Below are 22,601 nucleotides of genomic sequence, written 5' to 3' on the forward strand. Positions count from 1 at the left end.
AAACGCAACTATACCCAGGCATATATTAATATACACATCAAAATACTTTATTACGGGTATGAAATCAAACACTATATATTACTTTAGATATTACTAGCGGTTACTAATTTAATGCACTCTATTGTTTTTTCTCTTTTATTGCGTCTAACATTTCTCCAACATTTTTCCATTCAAGGATTTGAGCACTGGTAAATTTAATACCAAAATGCTTTTCAATCTCTACAACTAAATAAATATGGTTGATAGAATCCCACTCATCTATATCATTTGCAGTGGTTTCGTTGGTGAGAACAATGTCATCATTTTCTAATACTTCACGAAAAAGTGATGTCAATTCGTTATGAACGTCATTCATGATATGTAATTATTAAAAGGTTTATAATTTGTACGATTAAGTTGATATATATTTTTTGCGCCGGTTGATTCGAAAGATAATTTTTCAAGCAAATCAGAAACTAACTTATTTTTTGGCGTTTCTAAATATTCACCAACAATGATTTCTGCTCCACGATCAACAACATCAGCAACAATTTTATTCATAGCATAATATTCTACTCCGCGTTTTAATACTCTGCAACTCATGATCCAGGTATCTACAAAAAATGAATTGTCTTCTTTTTTTTCTAAGATGATTACTGAAATTAATCCATAATCCCCAAACTTATCTTTCAATTTTACCGAGTACGTTAAATGATTTTCTGAAGTCATAAATTCTTTAATATCATTCTCTGTATATCGCTGCGTTCTAAGATTAAACTGATTAGATCTTTGAGTTAGTTGTGCTATTCTGGAAACGTCTTTTTCTTCAAAATTTTCTATCACCCCCTCCATCTCTAAAGATTTTAGGTAATCATCCATATTAGTTACAGAAGATATTAATTTTTTACGTTCTGCTTCTTGCTGATATTGTACTGTTCGATCTTTATCATTATCAGAATATGAAGCCGTTTCAAATAAATTTAAACTTGTTAAATACGGTAAATACAAAGCTGGATCTTCTGGTAATTCGGGAACCGTAACTTCAGGAAGGCTCTGTCTTACAATATCCCGTTCGGCGGGGTTATCATCAATAAATACCATAGAATCAAAACCTATATTTAAAACCTCCTGAATGTATCGTATATTATCAGCCTTATTCTTCCAGTTCGCGACAAACACAGATATATCTTTTAGCCTTAGAATCATTTCGCTATGCTTTTCAAAAGGTTCTTTTGCTACTTCTTCTGTGTTTTTAGAGCAAATGGCTAAAATTATACCTCGTTCTTTAAGTTCTTTGGCCCATTTTTGTAGCCTTGAAAAGGCTTTTCCAATGCCTAATGATCCCACCTGTATATTTTCGATACCATCATCACCAATAATACCACCCCAAGTCGTATTGTCAAGATCCAAAATCAAGCACTTTTTAAAATTACCTTTTAGTGCCTTTACAAACTGAGTAACATGATAGGTTAATACCGCAAAAGTATCTATTGAATAATGCAGATCAGAATTAATATATGCCGGCCAATCTCTATAACCAGATGTACCTTGAAGATATTTATTAATCTCAAACACATAGAAACCCTGCTCTTCTTCGGAAAGATTTAATATGCTATTATTGATCTTCCACAATTGCTTATAAAAACTATGTGGTATTTTAGAGAATAAATTTCCATATAAATGGTCATCTAATAACTCATACGTAAAGTAAATAATCTTTGCTTTAGAATTATTTGCTCTGATAAGCGATATTCTATTTTTAACAGAATCATTAACATCATTATAGAATTGAGTTCTGCCTTGGTTGTCATCTAAGGCATAAAACTTATCTTTAAGTTTTAATGCTGATTCAAAAATAACGATAACCTCTGGATCAAACTCATAAAGACCAGATTGTGCATCAATTATAGTAATATCTATTTGATCATAATCTGACTCATATATTTGCGTTTCAAATCCCGCAACCGTAAGCTGATTTTTTAACGCTTTAGAAAAAAAAGTAGTCGTATGATTACCTAAAACCGCGACTTTTATTTCTCTTGCATTCGTATCTACTTTTTTTGCCTCTTTCTGTAGTTCTCTAAAACTTAAAATTGGTTCCATATGTACTGTTACACTTAAATGCTTATGATTTTAATACCGATTTTATCGAATCGCATACTATTTTACTAAAATATTTACTCCCGTTTTTATCTAAATGATGACCATCATACGTTTTAAAATTCTCTTTAGATGTTCCGTTATTAAAATTAAAATAGTTTGCGTCATATTTTTTACACAAATCCCCTATATACAAATCAAAATCAGTAAAAAATGTGTTTTCTATTTCTAAAAAGTCATTATCAATTGGAGTTCTTACAATAAAAACCTTCCCATGGTTTTTAAGGGATATAAGTAACTCTTCTAAGCTTTTTAAGCGTTTTTGAGATATTTGATAATCATCTACAAATCGCAAAAGCATATCCTTTTGAGTCTTTTTCCAGCTCAAAAAAGTTGCGTTATCTTCTGGAAAGTATCGTTGCTCTAACCAACCGTCTTTATGCATTTTTGAATTTTGCCTGAAAATTCCTTTAAAATGAAAGTAACTGAGATTTTTAAGAAAATATTCATAATTAGGATTCATCGATACATTGATCATATTATGTGGTGGCTGATCCGCTTCTCTAAAAATTTCTTCTCCTCCATCTTTTGGCATTTCGTTCGCCAACATCCAAGGTGTAATTGATATAATAAATACTCCATTTTTTGTATTAGGGTCTAATTTCTTAAAGATGCTTTTATTGTAATGCGATCCGATTGGAGCCTGAGAAACGGTAAAACTATAATTAAAAAATGGCAGATCTAATCCTATGTTTTCAAGTTCCTTATCAAGTATTTGAGGCTGTAACCCTTGCATACTTCTTGATCCACCAATAATCATGGATTTGGCTTTTGGAGTTGTAAATTTTGTATAAAAAAAGTCTACATATCCACCAAAATAAATAAGAATAACACTCGTGATTATAAAACAAGTAGAAAAATAAATTGCGGTTTTTAAAAGAAATTTTTTCATACTTCCTTAAAATTGAAAATAAATAAACGGTGCTGGCGATGCCCCAAACAAAAGAATTAAAGCAAATAGAAATGTATATATTAAACCTCTTGCTATCGGAAAATTGATTTTGGAGATCGATAACCCATGTTCTTCATTACGCTGAACCCACTCGCATAAAATTAATAAAGGAATTAACCCCAAAAGAACAATATTAGGCAGCGCAATATCAAACACATTACTAGTAAACAGGCCTTTAAAAATGGTGGTTATATAATCAATAGCATGTGATAAACTTTGTGCTCTAAAAAAGATATAAGTCAAACATACCATACCAAAAGTAAAAATCATTCTATGAAGATCTTTTAACGAATTTGTATTCTTTATTCCTTTACTTGTAGAGATTGCGGTAAATCTCTTTTTAGAAAAAATCACAGGTATATAAAATAACCCATGCAATCCACCCCAAACGATAAAATTCCATCCGGCACCATGCCATAACCCTGAGAGTAAGAAAGTAATAAAAACGGCCGCAAAAATGCCATATTTCTTATAATTTCTTAAATCAACAGCCAATGGCGTAAAGACATAATCATTAAGCCAACTAGATAATGATATATGCCATCTTTTCCAGAAATCTGATATATTCACTGAAAAGTAAGGGTAGTTAAAGTTACGTTTAAAATTAAACCCAAATAGTTTAGCCACTCCGATTGCAATATCTGTATAACCACTAAAATCTGCATAAATCTGAAAAGCGAAAACGACAACTCCTAAAATTAAGGTTCCGCTAGACTGATCACCATAGTTTTCAAAAATGGTATTCACATAAGGAGCGCAGTTATCGGCTATTACAATTTTCTTAAAAAGTCCCCAAAGCATCTGTCGACCACCATCTACGGCGGTTTCGTAGTTAAATTTTCGTTTACTAAAAAACTGTGGTAATAAGTTTGAAGCTCTTTCTATAGGTCCTGCAACAAGTTGTGGAAAAAAGGCTACAAATGTAGCAAAAGCCACAAAATCCTTAGTAGGCTCTAATCGCCTCTTACTAATATCTAAAGAATACGACATGGTCTGAAATGTATAAAATGATATTCCGACCGGAAGTATTATGCTTAAAGAAAAATAATCCATTTCATACCCTACGGTATTAAAAGCGTCAATAAAGGAGGTAATGAAAAAATTAAAGTATTTAAAAAAGCCTAATAAGCTAAGGTTAAAGCCCATTGATAACCATAACCATCTTTTTCTTTTTTTTGTGTTTTCTTCTTTATGAATTTGTAACCCTACAAAATAATCGACTATGGTACTTAATAAAATTAATGAAAGAAAACGCCAATCCCACCATCCGTAAAACACATAACTTGCAGTAAGCAATAAAAAATTTTGAAGCTTCAAATTTTTATTAATTACAAACCAATACAGACAAAATACTATTGGAAGAAATAAGAAAAACTCTATAGAATTAAAAAGCATATTTGATATTCATTAATTATTAAAACCTAATCTATTGCACTTCATTTTCTTGCGACCTTTCGACAACTTCAATTGTCTTAATCACTTTGGCAGGATTACCTACCGCTACAGAGTTCTTAGGAATACTTTTAGTTACTACTGCACCGGCACCAATAATACAATTATCACCAATAGTAATATCTCCTATTATTGTGCAGTTTGTATATAATTTTACATTATCGCCAATGGTTGGTTTGTCCCCTTCTTTTTCTCCTACAGTAACCAATTGATTAATATATAGATTTTTACCAATTTGTTTAGCATTAATTATTGAACTATAGGGATGGGCAAGAATTACTCCTCCATCAATTTTAGTATGCATATCAATCGTAAATCGATTATCGCGAGGATAAAAGACTCTAAGTATATTACTAAAAAGACCAGCCGTTCTGAAGTAGAAAAGTGTTCTAAAATATTTACTTTGAGACAAACGCCTGGTTAAATCAAAAGCAACTTTAAAAGATGAATTTGGTATCACATCTTTGCAATACAAATCTTCTCTTATAAGATTCTTATTTTTGCTACTTATATAAAGAAGCATATGGGGTAGAAATAGTAACTGATGTATTAAATAAAATATCCTCATCATATTTCTTTTTTATTTATAATTTCTTTATCCCAAATGTCCATTATTACATCCAGGGTATATTTTTTTGCGTTCACAAAACCATTTTTTGCTAGCTCTATTCTACGAGATTCATTTGCTGTTATATCCACCAATTCTTTTACAAATGCATCTTGATTATCCATCTCTACCAGAATCCCATCATGGTTATGTGTTACTATATTTCTTGGTCCTGTTGGGCAATCATAAGAAACAATCGGTAAACCACAAGATTGAGCTTCTAAAAGTACCATAGGAAAACATTCTGCAGCCGAAGTCATAAGATAGAGACCATAAGAACTCATTTTCTCTGTTATCGTATTCGTAGAACCTTTAATTTCTACATAGTCTGACAGGTTTAATGACACTATTTTTTGTTTTAGTAAATCAATATCTTCTTGTTCTCCATCTCCATAAATTTCTAATTTCCAATCCTTCTTTTCTTCAATAAACTTACTCCATATATCTATAAGAACATCAAATCGTTTTACGCCAGATATACGGCCCGCGGCCATTGCGATATTTTTTCTATGGGTATAGACTGGTTCTGTCTCCATGTTTACCTGAATAGGATTAGAAATAGTAACTACATTATCATATTCATAAAATGCCCTTTCTTCTGGGTTCAACACAACTAAAAAATCAAATTTTGATTCTAAGTAACTTTCAAATCTACGGAATAGAGTTTTTTTACGCCTGGAGAGATAAAATTTTGAAAAATGAAATTCTTTTAAAAATTTCGCTTTTGTGAATAATAAAGGAAAAAAGAATGTAACCGGTATATGGTTAGCAACAATTACTATATCAGGTTTTGTTTTATTCAATTGAGATTGTAATCGAATAAGGTTTTTAAAAATTTTTATTAAATTTTTAGGACTAAAATAACTTGCAAATCGATTGTAATTAACGTCAAGATCGTGAAGCTTTATTTCACTGTTCATAGGATAATATGGTTCTTTACCTTGCTGTTCTGTGGTAATGACATGAACCTCATGATGATCATGCGTTACCCAATAATTACCTTTAAGGTATATTAGGCTCGTGATCCCTCCTATTTTGCAAATCTGATCTGTTAAAATAACAATCTTCTTCATGTGTATTATATTGTTTTTAGACTCAAAATTTTAGTTACTAAAAACATGTGATATTATCCTACTATTCTTTTTACCCTACATGCTAATAAAAAAAGATGCTTACGATTGGCTACTTTCATAAACAATCTCTTTTTTTTATTCATTTTGTCGGTTGAAATCGGATAGTGTTTATTTCGTTTTAACAATCCAACAATTTCGCCTATAAATCGAATATTATACTTAAACCTAAAAAGACTAAACATAAGTCCATATAAGAAATTATCTATCCAGGGTTTAAAAGCTTCTTTTTTACCTGGAAAATCTGTTTCATTAAGGTTTAGAAAAAAATCAATATTTTCAGTTACTTTTACTGTATCTATAGCCAATTTCTCCAGATGATCCTTGGATCTTTTATTACTAACCGAATTATCATTGACTACATAGTTATACCCAACATCACTGATTGTAATTATTTTTTCAGAAAAATAAAGTGATCTAAAGCTAAAATCAAAATCTTCTGCTGTAATTACACCCAGGTCGAAGCGTATTTTATTAGATTTAATAATGTCTGTTTTAATGGCTTTACAGCACACCGAATTACTATAAATGGATTTATTGATGATATCACTCAGAGTCAATTCGTTATCCTCGTATTTTAGTATAGAAACTTGATCGCCCTCTGGAGTAACTCTTTTATAACCAAACAAAACCATATCGGGTGCTTGATTTTTTAGAGTTTCATGAATTTTTTGAATAAATCCCTGATCAATGTAATCATCTGAATCAATAAACCATATATATTCGCCTTCCGACTTTTCTAGCCCTACATTGCGCGTGTATCCAACTCCATGGTTTTTATGCCTAAAAAGCTTTATATTTTTATATTCGGCTTTAAGGTTTTCTAATATTGTATAGCTACTATCTGTCGAACCATCATCTATTACCACTAACTCAATATCATTATACTGCTTTATTTGGTTAACTACAGATCGTATGCATCTTTCGATAAAACTTTCTGTATTATAAACCGGTATAATTATACTTAATAACATACTTAATCTTCTATTAATGATTTAAATAGCTCATCCCACTGTGGTACAATATTTTCCGGTAAGTATCTTTTTACATTTTCTTTTGCTGCTACCCCCATAGCAATTCTTTTTTCTTTATCTTCTATCAAATTGATCAAAGCTTCACTAAAAGCTTCTATATCCCCATTATTGACCAAAACTCCATCCTCTTGATGGGAAATGATATCTGATGGCCCATGAGGACAATCATAAGATACCGAAGGCACCCCACAAGACATCGCTTCTATAATCACCATACCAAAACCTTCAAATCTTGAAGCCAATACATGTATTGAAGACTCCAAAAACTTGTCTTTAATATTCTTTACAGGAGCACAAAATCGAACACTATCATCAACATCTAATTCTCTGGATAATTTTTCAAAATCATGATCTGGATTAGAAGCTCCATAAATTTCTATACTCCAATCTGGGTGCTTTTTTACTACTTCCTTCCAACTCAATAACAGGCGATCATATCCTTTTTGCCCGCATTGTTTTCCTACTGCAATAATTTTTTTATTCTCTAATGCCGCAATCTCTTTAGGAAAGAAAGATAAAGGGTTAGAAATTACTTTTATGTTTTTCAGATCCCACTCTTGTAAATTGCCGTTAGTTAATACTACAAATGCATCAAAACTTTTAGCTCCATAGTTCATTAACATATATTTGGTAGCCGTAATTATCTTTTTCTTTAGGCTAGGTTTCCAAACCTCATCGGCAATTAATTTAGACACATGTCTTTCATAAATCACAGGACAAGATGTTTTTAAGATTTTTGGAACAAAAAAACCTTTAATGCCATCATCACATACACAAATTATATCAGGATTAACTTGCTTTGCCACTCTTCTAATTCCTTTTCTATACGCTTTTATATATTGTATAGGATTACGTACTACGGCAATATCATGGTGTTTAATTTTGGGGCTGAAGTTGTAAAAGAAGGGGTCATCTCCCTGATTAAGAGTCATGATGTGCACTTCATAATCTAAAATATCGGCTAAATAACTAGCCTTTATAGATAGCACTCGTTCCAATCCTCCTGATCCGGATATATTATTGGTTATATAGAGTATTTTTTTAGAATCCAAAATTGATCTGATTAATCCTTTTTAATTATTATATCTAGATATGGATAACAAAATCCTTTGGCTAACCCCTTTTTACAACTCCTTAAGAATTTTGTATATCGAACTCCTTTAAATCCGTATTTTAGGAAATGAGATTTTTCAAACTGCGCCAGACTGCTTATTACATTAATTTGTTTTAAAGGCTGTATTGCAACTTCAAACTCGTGGTAGCTCATACCTCTTCCCCATCTTAAAAACTTGTTCATTTGATCATCATCTAATTCTCTATATAGGTCTTTAAAGTTATCTCGTATAGAAAATTTAGAGTAATAAAAAGCTAAATCATCTGGTAACCAGTCATAAAATGGTAATGCTGCAGTATGTGAATCAAAATACCACAATCTATTTGGAGTTTCTATAACCGTTAAAAAGGACCCTTTCTTTAAAATTCCCCACGCTTGTTTGAGAGATTCTATTCTTTCACTTATTGTCATATGCTCTAGAGAAGCATAAAAAATGACAAAGTCAAAATGTTCGTCTTTAAACTTTTCTTCAATCTGATTGGCATTAAGCTCTAAAAAATTAGCTTCCATATTAGCTAATTTCAATCTATCTTCTGCAACTTTTAAAGCTCCTCCATCAATATCTATTCCGGTTACTTTAGCTCCTTGTTCTGTCAAGGCTAAGGTAGATATCCCTGTACCACATCCTATTTCTAAAATACTGCATTCACTTAATGGTTTCACCTTATCCAACCACGGAATAATACGATTTCTGTTATAATTAAGCCTTCCCATTAACTGCCCTTGAATAGCATCTTGATAAGCGGCTTTGGTTAATTGTTTTTTAGTATCTCCTCTATCCAGATAGTTCTTTTCTATAGAACTTATTAACTCTTGAGTTTGCCCCTGATCAAACTGAGTATGATTCTTGGTATATCTTTTAGGAATCTTTAAAAAATATTTTTTAAGCGAGTTTAGTATGAGTCGTTTCATAAAAGATGGTTTTTATCATGTTATTGTGTAAAATTTCGTTTTAGCCAATAAAATCTTTACATTTTTCTTTTAATGGCTCTGCCAATTTGTGATGTAGCCCAAGATTGGTCACCATAGTATCTAGAGTTATTTTATCCGGCAGGTCAAAATTCGCTTTAAAACTACCATCATCAGCAACATCGACTCTATTAAATAATTCTAAAATCCCATCAAAACGGCATGTATCTACAAAAGTGTTGAAGGCATTGAGAAAAATAACTGGCGTACCCATTGCCAAACAGGGTAATGCACAATGAATTCTAGAAGTTATGACTAATTTTGCTTTGGCATATTTTTTTAAGCAATCTTCGGCATAAGCAAACTTTTCTTCTTCAGAATGTATTCCAGATGGTAACACCTGAGTAACGTAGTTTGCTTTTTCTAATACTTCTTTTGAAACTATTTTTTTAAGGTGTTTCTGTAATTTATTAAGTTGAAATGCATCTCCCTTTAAAACTCCTCGAATTAAGCTTTTATATGAGAAAAACAATTTTTCGGTATTCGGATAATTATAAAAAGGATCTACAATGTAAATTTCATCATTACGCTGGCTATCATCAACTTTATAATTATCAAGTGTTAGGGTAAGACATCCGGTAAAATAAGCATCAATCCCTTTTTCTTGTAATATTTGAGCAGTATACTTATCTCTACAACCTATGGGCTGATATTTCTTAAGATAGGCTATACCTTTTTCTGTTAACATAAAAGGTGCTGCAGTAGAATTCATGTGAAAAGACACAAATAATGGATCTATCTTCTCTGAAGGAACCCAATTATGAATATTATGTGTAAACCACCCATTCATAATCAATTTTGCCAAATCACCTGTATAATCACCTAATTCTTCACGATTTAAGAATTCATCAACTTTTGGTAAAAATTGTTTGGCAGCCAAACTTTGCACATAGTCTCCTACGTTATAACTTTTTTTACCTTCTTCATAAGTCAATAGGCCGTGTTTCATAGTTTCGTTTTTTAGTATCGTATTTTTCTATATAATTCTCTTAACCAAGGGAATTTATTTCGTATTATAAATCTTAATTTTTGCTTTGTTTTTCTACTTCCGGATTTTTGATTAATGATTTGATCCAGATCAAGTGTCATAAACTTTTCAATTTCTTTTTGTTCTATGTTTTTATCCTGCAACACAAAAAAATCAGTACTCTCTATAGCCTTTTTTTGCAGACATTTCCATTCATATTTTAAACCTTCGGTCATTGAACTATTAGGTCCAAAGTTTCTAAATATTAATTCATACAAATTATCAGGAACACGAAAGCCAAAATTATTAGGATTTGCGCCTGATAAAATAAAACCGAACATAGTGCGCTGACATTTTGCACAAACATTACAATTGTACCCATCTCTATGCTCAGAATAACAAACTCTTAAATTAATATGAATATCGTTTTGTTGTGAGTATGAAACGATATTATCAATTTTATCTGTTCGTCTTAGATGGTATCCATCATGAACAACCATACTATTTGCCCATTTCATTTTTTCATCAATATTTGGGCTAGAACCCCAACCAAAATCAATTTCTTCGGTATTTGAGGAGCCTATAAAAATTTTATGTATCCCTAAGTGGTATCCAAGAGGTGCAATCACTCCTAAAAGTGCCATACCATGTTGAATTTTACCCCACCATCCTATATCAACTAACAACTCAACCTGATAGGTATAGAAATCTCTTAAGTTAGATTCTATATAAAACAACTTATCATTGTTTACTATTTTTTCTTCGGAATTATAACGCACAAAATCTTCCCAACGTTTGGTATCAGTAATTTCGACATCGGCTCCATGAATAGAAACCAGATACGGGTCTAGATCATAATTTCTGGTATACGACTCAAAAGAATCTAATCCACCACTAAATAAAAGACAATTTTCTTCTCCCTCAATGGTATTTTGAACTAGTTTTTCTGCTTGTAAGTTTCCTTTGAATTTTTTATCCGGATGGTATTTATTAAATTCTTCTTTTAAGCTGGATAATGAATTATAAAAGGTTTCATCTACTTCCTGCACATGTACATCAAACCCAACAAACCATGCTATCGGCATGATATTAGATAAAAATGGAATAACGGCTATACTATCGGGCACTTCACTAACATCAACACCATATTTTACATAATACAGTTGACCGTTATCAAAAAACTTCTGGATGTGTTGTTCTACAGAATACTCATAGTTGATCCTGTTACCATCTTCTGCGTATGTTATTTTCTGAAGTTTAATCATTCCGTTATCAATTATTTTCGCTTTAATACCGCAGCAATAGGTTTAGTAAACAATTCTTTCTCATAATCTAACATCCCGATAAAATACATCAGAACAGCAAAAATAACGGTATACGTACTCCCCTTTAGAACGAAATTAAACCATCCATCTCCTGGTATATGATCAATTACATATCCTATTGCCAGTAAGATAATTACCGTAATAATAGTTTTATTTCCTAATTCTTTAAAAAATCTCAAAATGTTTAGATGAATTACTTTGTGATAATAAAAATTCATAACATTTTGAACTATTATCCAACCTGCTACTGATCCTAACATCATACCTACAGCTCCGTATGATTTTGCTAAGAACGCACCTAATATGGTTCCTAAAATCAAAAATGCTAAATACAGTGTTGCTTTAAAAGCTAGCTTATTTTTTGCTTCTAATATTGAATTTCCGAAGCCCTGTACTAATGGTAAAGTATATGCAACCATAATTGCTAAGGCAATAAGCCATGATTCATAGCTTCCTTGATCACCAAGCTCACCTCCTACCCATAGAAATACAAATTGTCTTCCAAATAGCGTGAATGCAGTTAATATATACATTAATACAATAAAAGATAATCTTCCGATTTTTATCATCATATCTGTTAGCTGTTCTCCAGTAGCATTTCCAACAGACATTTGTGTAGCTTTGGGTAGAAAAACACTAGATATCGCAGTAGAGAAAGCTCCGTAGTATGTTCCGAGTGTAATTCCAATTCCATAAATAGACAATACAGCGGGAGCACTAATCCTTCCTAAAACCCAATGTCCTACTTTCCATTGAAAAACTCCAACTAAAGCAAATACAAAAATCCAAACGGAGTATTCTAGTATCTCCTTGATAAAGCCTTTATTAAAACTATGAAGTTTGAATCTTACCTTTAATTTTTTGAATACATAATATCCCGTAATGGCTACTACAAATACATTAAAAACAGTATCGATAATCACCAACGCCATTGCTCTACCTCCTAAAAGTAAAATACATACTACAGTTAGCGATCGCAATACATATCGTACAATATTTAAGGTTTTAGGAAAAACAAACTGTTCATATCCAGAACAAATTGCGGTAAAAGCACCCCCTGGTAATCTAAATGCAAGATTAGCAATCAAAATAATGAACAAGATTTTTGCTAATTGAATCTCTTGAGCATTTAATTTTGTGAAATACGAATCAATATAAAAGTAAAATGTAATTCCAACGATAAGTACTAATACCGATATTACTAAGTAAATTAGCATCGTTGTTGCTAAAAAATTTTCTTCTCCTTTTCTATCTTTTTCGGCCCTGTATTTGGCTACAAAGCGAACAATAGTATTATTAAGTCCAAAATCCAGTAAAGATATCGTACCAATTAATGCTCCTATAGTGATATAAATACCATATTCATCTTTTCCTAAACTCTTAAGAATAAAAGGAGTTAAGACCAGTCCTACAATATTGATAAGAATGATCGTAGTGTAATTTAAAACAGCTCCTTTTTTTAATTGGCTCAAAGTGGTTGGTTTTTTTATTGGTTTTAAGTCTAATACTAAAAATTACAATCTCCCATCAACCTTTTCTTTCAATATCCCTTTTACATCATATAAAATACCGTTAGGTACTAAAAAGGAATGAAGATCAAGATTAATATATTCATTATGCGCTACTGTTAATACTATGGCATCATATTTTCGATTTGGTAATTCTTGTATGGTAGTTAGATTATACTCATGTATAACTTCTTTTGGATTTGCCCATGGATCATAAATGGTAATCTCTGTTCCAAAATCAGATAAATGATTAATAACATCTACTGCTCTTGTGTTACGTACATCAGGGCAGTTTTCTTTAAACGTAATCCCAAGTACTAAAACATTAGCTCCTTTAATACGTATATCATTTCCCACCATAAGCTTAATAACTTCAGATGCTACATATTGCCCCATACTATCATTAAGCCTTCTCCCTGCAAGAATAATCTCTGGATGATACCCAAACTCTTGTGCACGTTGTGCCAGATAGTAAGGGTCTACACCTATACAATGCCCACCAACAAGACCTGGTTTAAAAGGAAGAAAATTCCATTTTGTTCCTGCTGCTTCTAAAACATCATTGGTATCAATTTCCATTAAATTAAAAATCTTAGCCAATTCATTTACAAAAGCAATATTTATATCTCTCTGGGAGTTTTCAATAACTTTTGCTGCTTCGGCTACTTTTATCGTTGGCGCTAAATGCGTTCCTGCAGATATTACAGATTTATACAGCGCGTCGACTTTCTTTCCGATCTCGGGTGTAGATCCTGCCGTAACTTTAAGAATTTTTTCTACAGTATGTTTTTTATCACCTGGATTAATACGCTCTGGCGAATATCCAGCAAAGAAATCTTCATTAAATCGTAAACCACTTATCTTTTCTAATACCGGTACGCACTCTTCTTCTGTAACTCCTGGATAAACTGTAGATTCATAGACCACTATATCCCCCATTTTTAGAACTTTACCAACAGTTTCACTTGATTTATATAATGGTGTTAGGTCTGGCTTATTATTTTTATCTACTGGCGTTGGCACAGTAATTATATAATAATTACAATCTCTAATATCCTCTATTTCATTAGAACAAAAAAGCCCTTTATCTATATCGGTAGTATCGCGTAACACAGATTGCAACAGTTCATTTTCTAGTTCTAGTGTAGCATCTATACCTGAGCGTAATTCTTCAATTCTCTTTTGATTAATATCAAAACCAATTACAGGGTATTTTGTGGCAAATAACCTGGCCAAAGGCAGTCCTACATATCCTAATCCAATAACTGCAATTTTAATATCGTGCATGGTGGTTGTTTATTTATTTTTAAAAGGTTTAGAGTTATTTTAGGTTTTCCCAATACCATTTTACAGCTTCTTTTAAACCTGATTTCATATCAAACTTAGGATCATACCCAAGTAAATTTTTAGCTTTATCAATCGAAGCCAGCGAATGCGGAACATCTCCTTTTCGCTCAGGGCCATATTTAACTTCTAAATTCCCTATTTGTTGATCAAATTCTGACAAATATTCTTTAAGCAGTGTTGTCAATTCAACCAATGTTGTTCTCTCTCCAAATGCTGTATTATATACAGTATTAAGAGCTTCTTGGTTTTCAGAAACTATAGATAAAAGATTCATCTGGATCACATTATCTATATATGTAAAATCTCTTGAAAATGTACCATCTCCATTAATAACCGGAGATTCATGCTTCATAAATTGCATTACAAATTTAGGAATCACCGCTGCGTAGGCGCCATTAGGATCTTGTTTTCTTCCAAAAACATTAAAATAACGCAAACCTATAGTATCCAGGTCATAAGATTTTTTGAAATTATCGGCATATAATTCATTTACATACTTAGTGATTGCATAAGGAGATAGAGGTTTCCCTATTTTTTCTTCTACTTTAGGCAGTGATTTAGAATCACCATAAGTTGAAGAACTTGCGGCATAAATAAAACGCTTTACGCCAGCATCTCTTGCTGCGACAAGCATATTAAGAAACCCTGAAACATTAACGTCATTACTTGTTATTGGATCATTAATGGACCTCGGCACTGAACCCAAAGCCGCTTGATGTAATACATAATCTGCATCATTGCACGCTTTGTTACAATCATCAAGGTTTCTAATATCGCCTTCAATGAAAGTGAAGTTTGGATTTTCTAATAGGTTAGAAAGATTTTTTTTATGTCCAGTTGCAAAATTATCTAATGCTACTACGGTACTCCCAATTTCTAAAAGTGCTTCGCAAAGATTAGATCCTATAAATCCGGCTGCACCGGTAACTAATATTTTAGAAGAACGAAGGTGTTCTTGTTGTTTAACATTCATGAATAGTAATTTAACTCCCTGTTTTTTAATCCCCAAAGCCTAAGATATTATCTAAGACTGCGCGAAATTAAGATTTACTAATAGAACATACAACATTAAATAAAGGGGATTTTACCCCTATTTACAATTCATAATGTTCTGTTAACCCATAAAAGCTTCACTTTATCTATAATAAAAACACAAACCCTTAAAAAACAGACACTTACATAAAAATCTAATTTTATTAACTATAACGTTTTCAGTACTGAATAACGTTAAAATTTTAACAAATCGAACAATTCTTCTTCAAATCTATTTTTAGCTAAAAATTGGTTCTCAAGATTAGGTTCAAAAGGAATTGGAGTGTCCTGGCTTGCAACGCGTTTAACAGGAGCATCAAGAAAGGTAAAACAGTTTTCCATCAACAAAGCAGAAATATCTGATGCTATTCCGCCAAATAACGTATCCTCCTGTAAAACAATAGCTTTTCCTGTCTTTTTTACTGATGTATATAATGTATCTGTATCTAAAGGTTGCAATGTTCTTAAATCAATAAAATCTGCAGAGACTCCAGGGTTTCTATCTAATACTTCTAATACCCAATGCACTCCTGCTCCATAGCTAATAATAGTAACATCATTTCCTTCTTTTAACAAAGAAGCTTTACCAAAAGGAAGATTATAATATCCTTCAGGCACTTCTTGTCTAATACTTCTGTACAAAGCTTTATGTTCAAAAAACAACACCGGATTTGGGTCTTCTATTGCTGTAGCCAATAATCCTTTTGCATCATATGGAAAAGCTGGATAAACAACCTTAAGACCTGGAGTTTTGGTAAACCAAGCCTCATTAGTTTGACTATGAAAGGGACCTGCTCCTACACCGGCACCACATGGCATGCGTATTACAACATCAGAGGATTGTCCCCAGCGATAGTTTGATTTTGCTAATAGATTCACAATTGGATTAAATCCTGATGAAACGAAATCTGAAAATTGCATTTCAATCACGGCCTTAAAACCATTAATCGACAAACCATATCCCGTAGATACTATTGCTGATTCGCAAATTGGAGTGTTTCGAACACGATCTTTCCCGAAAGCTTCTACAAAACCTTCAGTTATTTTGAACACCCCTCCATATTCTGCAATATCTTGCCCCATAATAACAAGATTATCATATTTTTTCATGGCTTCATTCAATCCATCAGAGATAGCATCAACCAGCCTTAATTCTTTAATTGCAGCACTTGACTTTATTTTTTTATAGTCAAAGTCTTTGTATACATCATCTAACTCTTTTTGCAAATCAACATCTACCAATGATTCTTCATTGGCTTTATTCCAATGTGTATCAATTTCAGACTTTAGAACCGATTTTTTTTCTTCATCTATATCTTCAGAAATCACCTCTTGATTAATTAGATAGGTTTTAAAATTCTCAATCGGATCTTTTGTTGCCCAATGTGTTATTAATTCTTCGGGAACGTATTTGGTACCACTAGCCTCTTCATGACCTCTCATTCTAAACGTCTTAAATTCAATAAGAACAGGGCGAGGATTTCTTCTTACACTATCAGCGAGTTGGTTTACAGCATGATATACTTCCAATATATTGTTACCATCAATAATATGTGATTCTATTCCATAACCTATACCGCGATCGGCCAAGTTTTTACAGTTATACTGCTCTTTAGTAGGTGTAGACAAACCATACCCATTATTTTCTATACAAAACAGCACCGGTAGACTCCAAACAGAAGCAACATTTAAAGCTTCATGAAAGTCTCCTTCACTAGTACCACCTTCTCCTGTAAAAACCGCAGTTATCTTATTATTTTTATGTAAAAGATTACCTAAAGCAATACCACAAGCCACACCCATTTGAGGTCCTAAGTGCGAGATCATTCCTATGATTTTATATTCTTGTGTTCCAAAATGAAAAGATCGATCTCTACCATTAGTAAATCCATTTGCTTTACCTTGCCACTGACTAAACAACCTATACAATGGTACTTTACGAGTAGTAAAAACTCCGAGATTACGATGCATAGGCAATATATATTCATCATCATTTAAAGCAGAGGTTACTCCCACCGATATAGCTTCTTGACCAATACCACTAAACCACTTCGATATCTTTCCTTGCCTGAGCAATACCAACATTTTTTCTTCAATCAACCTAGGGGTAAGCATTTTTTGGTATAGCGAAATAAGTAGATCATTGCTATATGTTTTTCTATCAAAATCAAATTGTGATTTTTCCTTTGAAATGTTCTCCATAAAAGAAAATTAGCTACGTAAATTTAATTATTTTTATTTCAGAAGCCTTACCTCGTTCACATTATTATTAAGTAGTTGTTAATTTCTCCTAAACAATCCTACGAATTAATTAAATTTACCATGTTTTTATGATCAGGAATTCAGAAATAACGAATTTGATCAATATTCAGTAATTGTTAAAATTTTTGAATGACTATACTGTGTTTTACATCAAATACACCTATTTTAGTTCTTCAATATTAAGATTAAAACCAATGAATAATATTCCAAGTGTAGATTTGGCTGATTTTTTATCTGATGAGCCATCTCGTAAACAAAAATTTGTTGATGAAATAGGCAAAGCCTATGAGGAGATAGGATTTGTAGCCTTAAAGAATCATTTTTTAAGTGATGAGCTTGTTAAAAATCTATATAAAGAAGTAAAATCATTTTTTGCGCTTCCTGTAGATACAAAAGAAAAATATGAAATTGAAGGATTAGGTGGACAACGCGGGTATACTTCGTTTGGTAAAGAACATGCCAAAGGCAAAAAAGAAGGGGATCTTAAAGAGTTCTGGCATTTTGGACAAGAACCCGATCCTAATGCTAATTTAATTGAAGAATATCCTGAAAATGTGATTGTTGATGAACTTTCAGATTTCAATGAAGTCGGTATGGAAACCTACAGAATGCTCGAAAAAACAGGAATCTATGTGCTTAGAGCGCTTGCTATATACATAGGACTGGATGAACATTATTTTGATCATTGGGCAAGTAATGGAAATAGTATTTTACGTCCAATCCATTACCCACCAATTACCGAAGAACCTAAAGGTGCAGTTCGTGCCGGAGCTCATGGTGATATCAACTTAATCACCTTATTAATGGGAGCTTCTACTGGTGGACTTCAAGTACAACGAAAAGATGGAGAATGGATCGACGCAATACCACAAGAAGACGAATTAGTGATTAATGTAGGGGACATGTTAGAGCGCCACACCAACAATAAATTAAGATCTACGATACACCGAGTTATAAACCCTCCTAAAGAACAATGGGGCAAACCACGATACTCTATCCCTTTCTTTATGCACCCTAGAAGTGATATGAAGTTAAACTGCCTTAAAGAATGTATCACCGATGATAATCCAAAACAATATGATGATATTACGGCTGGAGAGTTCTTGCATCAGAGATTAGTCGAAATCGGATTGATCAAGAAATAAAATTGTATTATGGATTTACAAGACCAGTTAAAGAACCTCTTTCCTGATCATGTGCCAGAAGAGGATCCAGTAGAAAATAATGTTGAAGAAGGAATTTGGATGCAGGAAGATCCGATCATATGTAAATATGAAAAAAGAAAAGGAAAACCGATCACAATATTAGAAGGATATACCGGTGCGGATGAAGATTTCAAAAAACTTGCGAAAGAGTTAAAAACTCGTTTAAGCGTTGGCGGAAGCTTTAAAAATGACAGCATTATAATTCAAGGAGATTATCGCAATCAAATTATGGATATTCTAAAAGAAAAAGGATTTAAAGTAAAACGTGTCGGAGGATAGTAACAAATTATATTTTGGGGAAAAACACATTACATATTACCAATGGTGACAGTCTTACTCTTAGGTTAAAAGATCTAAAACTAGTTGAAGGAGAGTTCTTAACATGGCGCGAAATGTTGTGTGAAGGACCAACCGAAATCAAAATAGAAACTAAAAGTTCGATACAAAAACGTAAAATATTTTTAGAAAAATATTACAGGATCACTACCGATGATTATGAAGAAAAGTTCATTTCGCAACTCAAAAAGCTAGATAATTTAAACGATTTTAGTGAAGTTATTTTATGGTTTGAGTATGATCTTTTTTGTCAAATCAATATGATTGCTGTCATCAGTTTACTGCTTCGCAAAGGAATAGAAGACGTCCCAATATATCTGGTTTGTAGTGGAAGGATTGCGCATGAAAAAAAACTAATGGGCCTATGTGAGTTATCCGATATTCAATTAAAAAAACATTACGAAAACAAAGTCCTACTAACAATTGATGATCTAGAACTTGCAGAATATATCTGGACCTTATATTGCGAATCTAATCCCAAAAAAATAGCCGGACAGATTAAGAAAAATTCTTCTTTTGAGTACTTGGCAATTAGCCTTAGAGCACACCTACAACGTTTCCCAAATATGCTTACCGGGCTTAATGTTTTAGAACACAACATCCTGGAAATGGTCGATAAATACCAAATAAAAAACATAAGGCAACTCATGGGATATGCCTTAGAGTATCAAGGATATTATGGGTATGGAGACATGCAAATGAAGCGTGTTCTGGCTAGGCTATTTCAATTTCTGGATCAAACCAAAGACCGTCTTCAGTTATCAGAACGAGGAAAACTTGCTTTAGCACATAAAAAGAACTTTTATAACACTCAAAAATTAGATTGGCATTATGGAGGAGTTAAAAAGTACGACTATTTATATAATGACGAAACTCACACTTTATTAAAACTATAATATGGCTATAGCCAAATCAGAACTCATTCTTAATCCAGATGGTAGTATCTACCATCTTAATCTTAAACCCGAACACCTTGCCCGAACAATCATTACAGTTGGGGATCCAGATCGGGTTGAACAAGTAACACAACATTTTGATCATATTGAATATAAGATCAAAAAGCGCGAGTTTCATACACAAACAGGATCTTACAAAGGTCAGAGAATAACCGTAATTTCTACAGGTATTGGTACTGATAATATTGACATTGTGTTTAACGAATTAGATGCGTTAGTAAATATTAATTTAAAGACTCGAGAAACTAAAAAAGAACATACAGCATTACAAATTATTAGAATAGGAACCTCTGGAGCAATACAACCAAACATTCCTATTGATAGTTTTGTAGTTTCAGAAATGGCTATAGGTTTTGACAGCTTACTTCATTTTTATAACAGTAAGCATATACAATTTCAAAAAATATCAAATGCATTGATAAAACATCTGGATTGGGACACAAATAAATCCACTCCATACGTTGTAGAAAGTGATCAAAAATTAGCCAAACATATGCAAAGTGAAATAACTCACAAAGGTGTTACCGTAACTAATGTTGGTTTTTATGGTCCCCAAGGAAGAGTACTAAGATTACCATTACAGGATAAAGATTTAAATACCAAAATGGGTTCTTTTGAGTTTGAAAATAACAGAATTACGAACCTCGAAATGGAAACGGCAGGTATTTATGGAATGGCAAAACTTTTAGGACATAGCGCTATATCAATGAATGCAATTTTAGCCAATAGAAGTACCGGGGAATTTAGTCAAAACCCTAAAGCAGTAGTTAATCGTTTAATACAATATTCTCTAGATAAAATAAATACTTACAATACCTAAAATATTGAAATAAAAAAGGATGGAAATTCATCCATCCAATCACACTAATATATTAAGAAAATATCTTTTAAAATTTTCAATAAAAATACTATCCAAATAATATTTTTAAGCTTATCAATAGGTTTGTGCACAATAACACGCCAATAAAAACAACTATTCCATTTTCTAAACGATCATTTTTTAATTTTGCAACTTTAACATAAGTACTTTTAGTGTTCAAAAAATTCTTTTTCATAGCAATATTGTTTTATTTTGGGTTATTACTGAAACAAATATATCTTCTTTAGAAGAATTATATTTCAAATATATGTAAAACAAATCAAATTTATCGTTAAAAAACAATAATAATCGACGAAATACACAAATTATTAACATTTAACACATATGAGCACGATTAAAATAGGAGGAGTCCCTGAACATTTCAATTTACCCTGGCATCTTACCATAGAAGATGAAAGCTATTCAAAAAATGGTATAGAACTTGACTGGATTGATTTTCCCGGAGGAACAGGTGCAATGTGTGAAGCCTTACGAAGTGGCGCCATCGATATGGCCGTGATACTTACAGAGGGAATTATAAAAGATATTATAGCAGGAAATCCAAGTAAAATTATTCAAACCTATATTCAAACCCCACTTATTTGGGGAATTCATGTAGGCGCAAATTCAAACTTTACTTCGCTTGAAGAATTAGAAAACACATCTGCCGCCATAAGTCGATATGGATCGGGATCACATTTAATGGCATATGTTAATGCAAAAAATCAAGGATGGGATACAACTAGCTTAAAATTTGAAGTAGTAAAAAACCTTAATGGTGCTGTAGAAGCATTAACAAATGGAAAAGGCGATTATTTTATGTGGGAGCATTTTACTACAAAACCATTAGTTGACAATGGTACTTTTAGGCATATTGCAGATTGCCCAACTCCTTGGCCCTGCTTTGTTATTGCTGTACGAAATGAAACACTAGAATCGAAACGAGAAGAAGTTCGTACAATTATGAATATCATTAATACCACCACTTCAGATTTTAAACAAACACCAAGTATAGACAAAACTTTAGCTCACAGATATGATCAAAAACTTGAAGATATTCAGAAATGGCTGATACAAACGGAATGGAGTCAATCTCTAATAGAAAATGATGTACTCAACAGAGTACAAAATCAATTACATCAATTAAGTATTATTGATAACAAACTTCCGCCAGAAAATCTAATTTTCGAAATATAAACAACTTTATTGGCATAATTAAAAATGAGATTTTACCGTTTTAGGGGTAGGGTATCTTAAAACTTATTCGTTATGTATTAAAGAATATGCATTAAATTAATATAAATTAAATATTATTGTTTGTTGTTTTAATAATTTTATAACAAATGTTTAATTATTAAATAGCTAATAAACAGTTAGATACATAATTAAAATATTTTTGTACATTTG

20 protein-coding genes are annotated in these 22,601 nt (G+C 32.1%); 5 read left to right on the top strand and 15 right to left on the bottom strand.

The window, feature by feature from the left end:
• Nucleotides 1–118: 118 nt before the first annotated feature.
• The 15 genes from JJQ60_RS06620 to JJQ60_RS06690 form a co-directional block, all read right to left on the bottom strand.
• The gene (locus tag JJQ60_RS06620) at nucleotides 119–355 is read right to left on the bottom strand and encodes an acyl carrier protein (RefSeq protein WP_201917926.1); all 237 of its coding nucleotides are present in this window, start codon (nucleotides 353–355) and stop codon (nucleotides 119–121) included.
• Nucleotides 352–2,082, bottom strand: a complete 1,731-nt coding sequence (locus JJQ60_RS06625) for an HAD-IIIC family phosphatase (protein WP_201917928.1) — start codon at nucleotides 2,080–2,082, stop codon at nucleotides 352–354. Before JJQ60_RS06625 ends, JJQ60_RS06620 begins: the two co-directional genes overlap by 4 nt.
• A gap of 22 nt (nucleotides 2,083–2,104) precedes the next feature.
• Nucleotides 2,105–3,031: a hypothetical protein gene (locus tag JJQ60_RS06630; protein WP_201917930.1), complete on the bottom strand. Its 927-nt coding sequence runs from the start codon at nucleotides 3,029–3,031 to the stop codon at nucleotides 2,105–2,107.
• A 6-nt stretch (nucleotides 3,032–3,037) separates the two neighbouring features.
• Nucleotides 3,038–4,408 carry an MBOAT family O-acyltransferase gene (locus JJQ60_RS06635; RefSeq protein WP_317193999.1) on the bottom strand — a complete coding sequence of 457 codons (1,371 nt, stop codon included), beginning with the start codon at nucleotides 4,406–4,408 and terminating at the stop codon, nucleotides 3,038–3,040.
• A 109-nt stretch (nucleotides 4,409–4,517) separates the two neighbouring features.
• Nucleotides 4,518–5,114, bottom strand: coding sequence for a serine acetyltransferase (locus JJQ60_RS22270; RefSeq protein WP_236669064.1), 597 nt, complete (start codon nucleotides 5,112–5,114; stop codon nucleotides 4,518–4,520).
• Nucleotides 5,111–6,223: a glycosyltransferase family 4 protein gene (locus tag JJQ60_RS06645; RefSeq protein WP_201917935.1), complete on the bottom strand. Its 1,113-nt coding sequence runs from the start codon at nucleotides 6,221–6,223 to the stop codon at nucleotides 5,111–5,113. Before JJQ60_RS06645 ends, JJQ60_RS22270 begins: the two co-directional genes overlap by 4 nt.
• A 53-nt stretch (nucleotides 6,224–6,276) precedes the next feature.
• Complete coding sequence (locus JJQ60_RS06650) at nucleotides 6,277–7,254, bottom strand: glycosyltransferase family 2 protein (RefSeq protein WP_201917937.1); 978 nt, start codon at nucleotides 7,252–7,254, stop codon at nucleotides 6,277–6,279.
• A gap of 2 nt (nucleotides 7,255–7,256) precedes the next feature.
• A complete protein-coding gene (locus JJQ60_RS06655) occupies nucleotides 7,257–8,366 on the bottom strand; it encodes a glycosyltransferase family 4 protein (protein WP_201917938.1) in 1,110 nt (369 codons plus the stop codon).
• Between the two features lie 11 nt (nucleotides 8,367–8,377).
• Complete coding sequence (locus tag JJQ60_RS06660; protein ID WP_201917939.1) at nucleotides 8,378–9,340, bottom strand: class I SAM-dependent methyltransferase; 963 nt, start codon at nucleotides 9,338–9,340, stop codon at nucleotides 8,378–8,380.
• A 40-nt stretch (nucleotides 9,341–9,380) separates the two neighbouring features.
• Nucleotides 9,381–10,346, bottom strand: a complete 966-nt coding sequence (locus JJQ60_RS06665) for a polysaccharide pyruvyl transferase family protein (protein ID WP_201917941.1) — start codon at nucleotides 10,344–10,346, stop codon at nucleotides 9,381–9,383.
• 11 nt (nucleotides 10,347–10,357) lie between these two features.
• Nucleotides 10,358–11,629: a hypothetical protein gene (locus JJQ60_RS06670; RefSeq protein ID WP_201917943.1), complete on the bottom strand. Its 1,272-nt coding sequence runs from the start codon at nucleotides 11,627–11,629 to the stop codon at nucleotides 10,358–10,360.
• A gap of 11 nt (nucleotides 11,630–11,640) precedes the next feature.
• Nucleotides 11,641–13,161: a lipopolysaccharide biosynthesis protein gene (locus tag JJQ60_RS06675; protein ID WP_201917945.1), complete on the bottom strand. Its 1,521-nt coding sequence runs from the start codon at nucleotides 13,159–13,161 to the stop codon at nucleotides 11,641–11,643.
• 42 nt (nucleotides 13,162–13,203) lie between these two features.
• Entirely contained in the window at nucleotides 13,204–14,484 is a 1,281-nt protein-coding gene (locus JJQ60_RS06680) for a nucleotide sugar dehydrogenase (protein ID WP_201917949.1), read from the bottom strand.
• Nucleotides 14,485–14,518: 34 nt separating this feature from the next.
• Complete coding sequence (locus JJQ60_RS06685; RefSeq protein WP_201917966.1) at nucleotides 14,519–15,517, bottom strand: SDR family oxidoreductase; 999 nt, start codon at nucleotides 15,515–15,517, stop codon at nucleotides 14,519–14,521.
• 254 nt (nucleotides 15,518–15,771) lie between these two features.
• The gene (locus tag JJQ60_RS06690; RefSeq protein ID WP_201917967.1) at nucleotides 15,772–17,778 is read right to left on the bottom strand and encodes an alpha-ketoacid dehydrogenase subunit alpha/beta; all 2,007 of its coding nucleotides are present in this window, start codon (nucleotides 17,776–17,778) and stop codon (nucleotides 15,772–15,774) included.
• 254 nt (nucleotides 17,779–18,032) lie between these two features.
• Between JJQ60_RS06690 and JJQ60_RS06695 the strand changes: the two genes are divergently transcribed.
• The 5 genes from JJQ60_RS06695 (at nucleotide 18,033) to JJQ60_RS06715 (ending at nucleotide 22,391) form a co-directional block, all read left to right on the top strand.
• Nucleotides 18,033–18,983 carry an isopenicillin N synthase family dioxygenase gene (locus JJQ60_RS06695; protein WP_201917969.1) on the top strand — a complete coding sequence of 317 codons (951 nt, stop codon included), beginning with the start codon at nucleotides 18,033–18,035 and terminating at the stop codon, nucleotides 18,981–18,983.
• A gap of 9 nt (nucleotides 18,984–18,992) precedes the next feature.
• Nucleotides 18,993–19,322 carry a translation initiation factor gene (locus JJQ60_RS06700; RefSeq protein ID WP_201917971.1) on the top strand — a complete coding sequence of 110 codons (330 nt, stop codon included), beginning with the start codon at nucleotides 18,993–18,995 and terminating at the stop codon, nucleotides 19,320–19,322.
• A gap of 14 nt (nucleotides 19,323–19,336) precedes the next feature.
• Complete coding sequence (locus JJQ60_RS06705; protein ID WP_201917973.1) at nucleotides 19,337–20,275, top strand: DUF1835 domain-containing protein; 939 nt, start codon at nucleotides 19,337–19,339, stop codon at nucleotides 20,273–20,275.
• Between the two features lies 1 nt (nucleotide 20,276).
• Nucleotides 20,277–21,155 carry a nucleoside phosphorylase gene (locus tag JJQ60_RS06710; RefSeq protein ID WP_201917975.1) on the top strand — a complete coding sequence of 293 codons (879 nt, stop codon included), beginning with the start codon at nucleotides 20,277–20,279 and terminating at the stop codon, nucleotides 21,153–21,155.
• A gap of 384 nt (nucleotides 21,156–21,539) precedes the next feature.
• Nucleotides 21,540–22,391 carry a substrate-binding domain-containing protein gene (locus JJQ60_RS06715; RefSeq protein WP_201917977.1) on the top strand — a complete coding sequence of 284 codons (852 nt, stop codon included), beginning with the start codon at nucleotides 21,540–21,542 and terminating at the stop codon, nucleotides 22,389–22,391.
• Nucleotides 22,392–22,601 lie beyond the last annotated feature (210 nt).

Source organism: Aquimarina mytili (genome assembly GCF_016735115.1).
Lineage (GTDB): Bacteria > Bacteroidota > Bacteroidia > Flavobacteriales > Flavobacteriaceae > Aquimarina > Aquimarina mytili.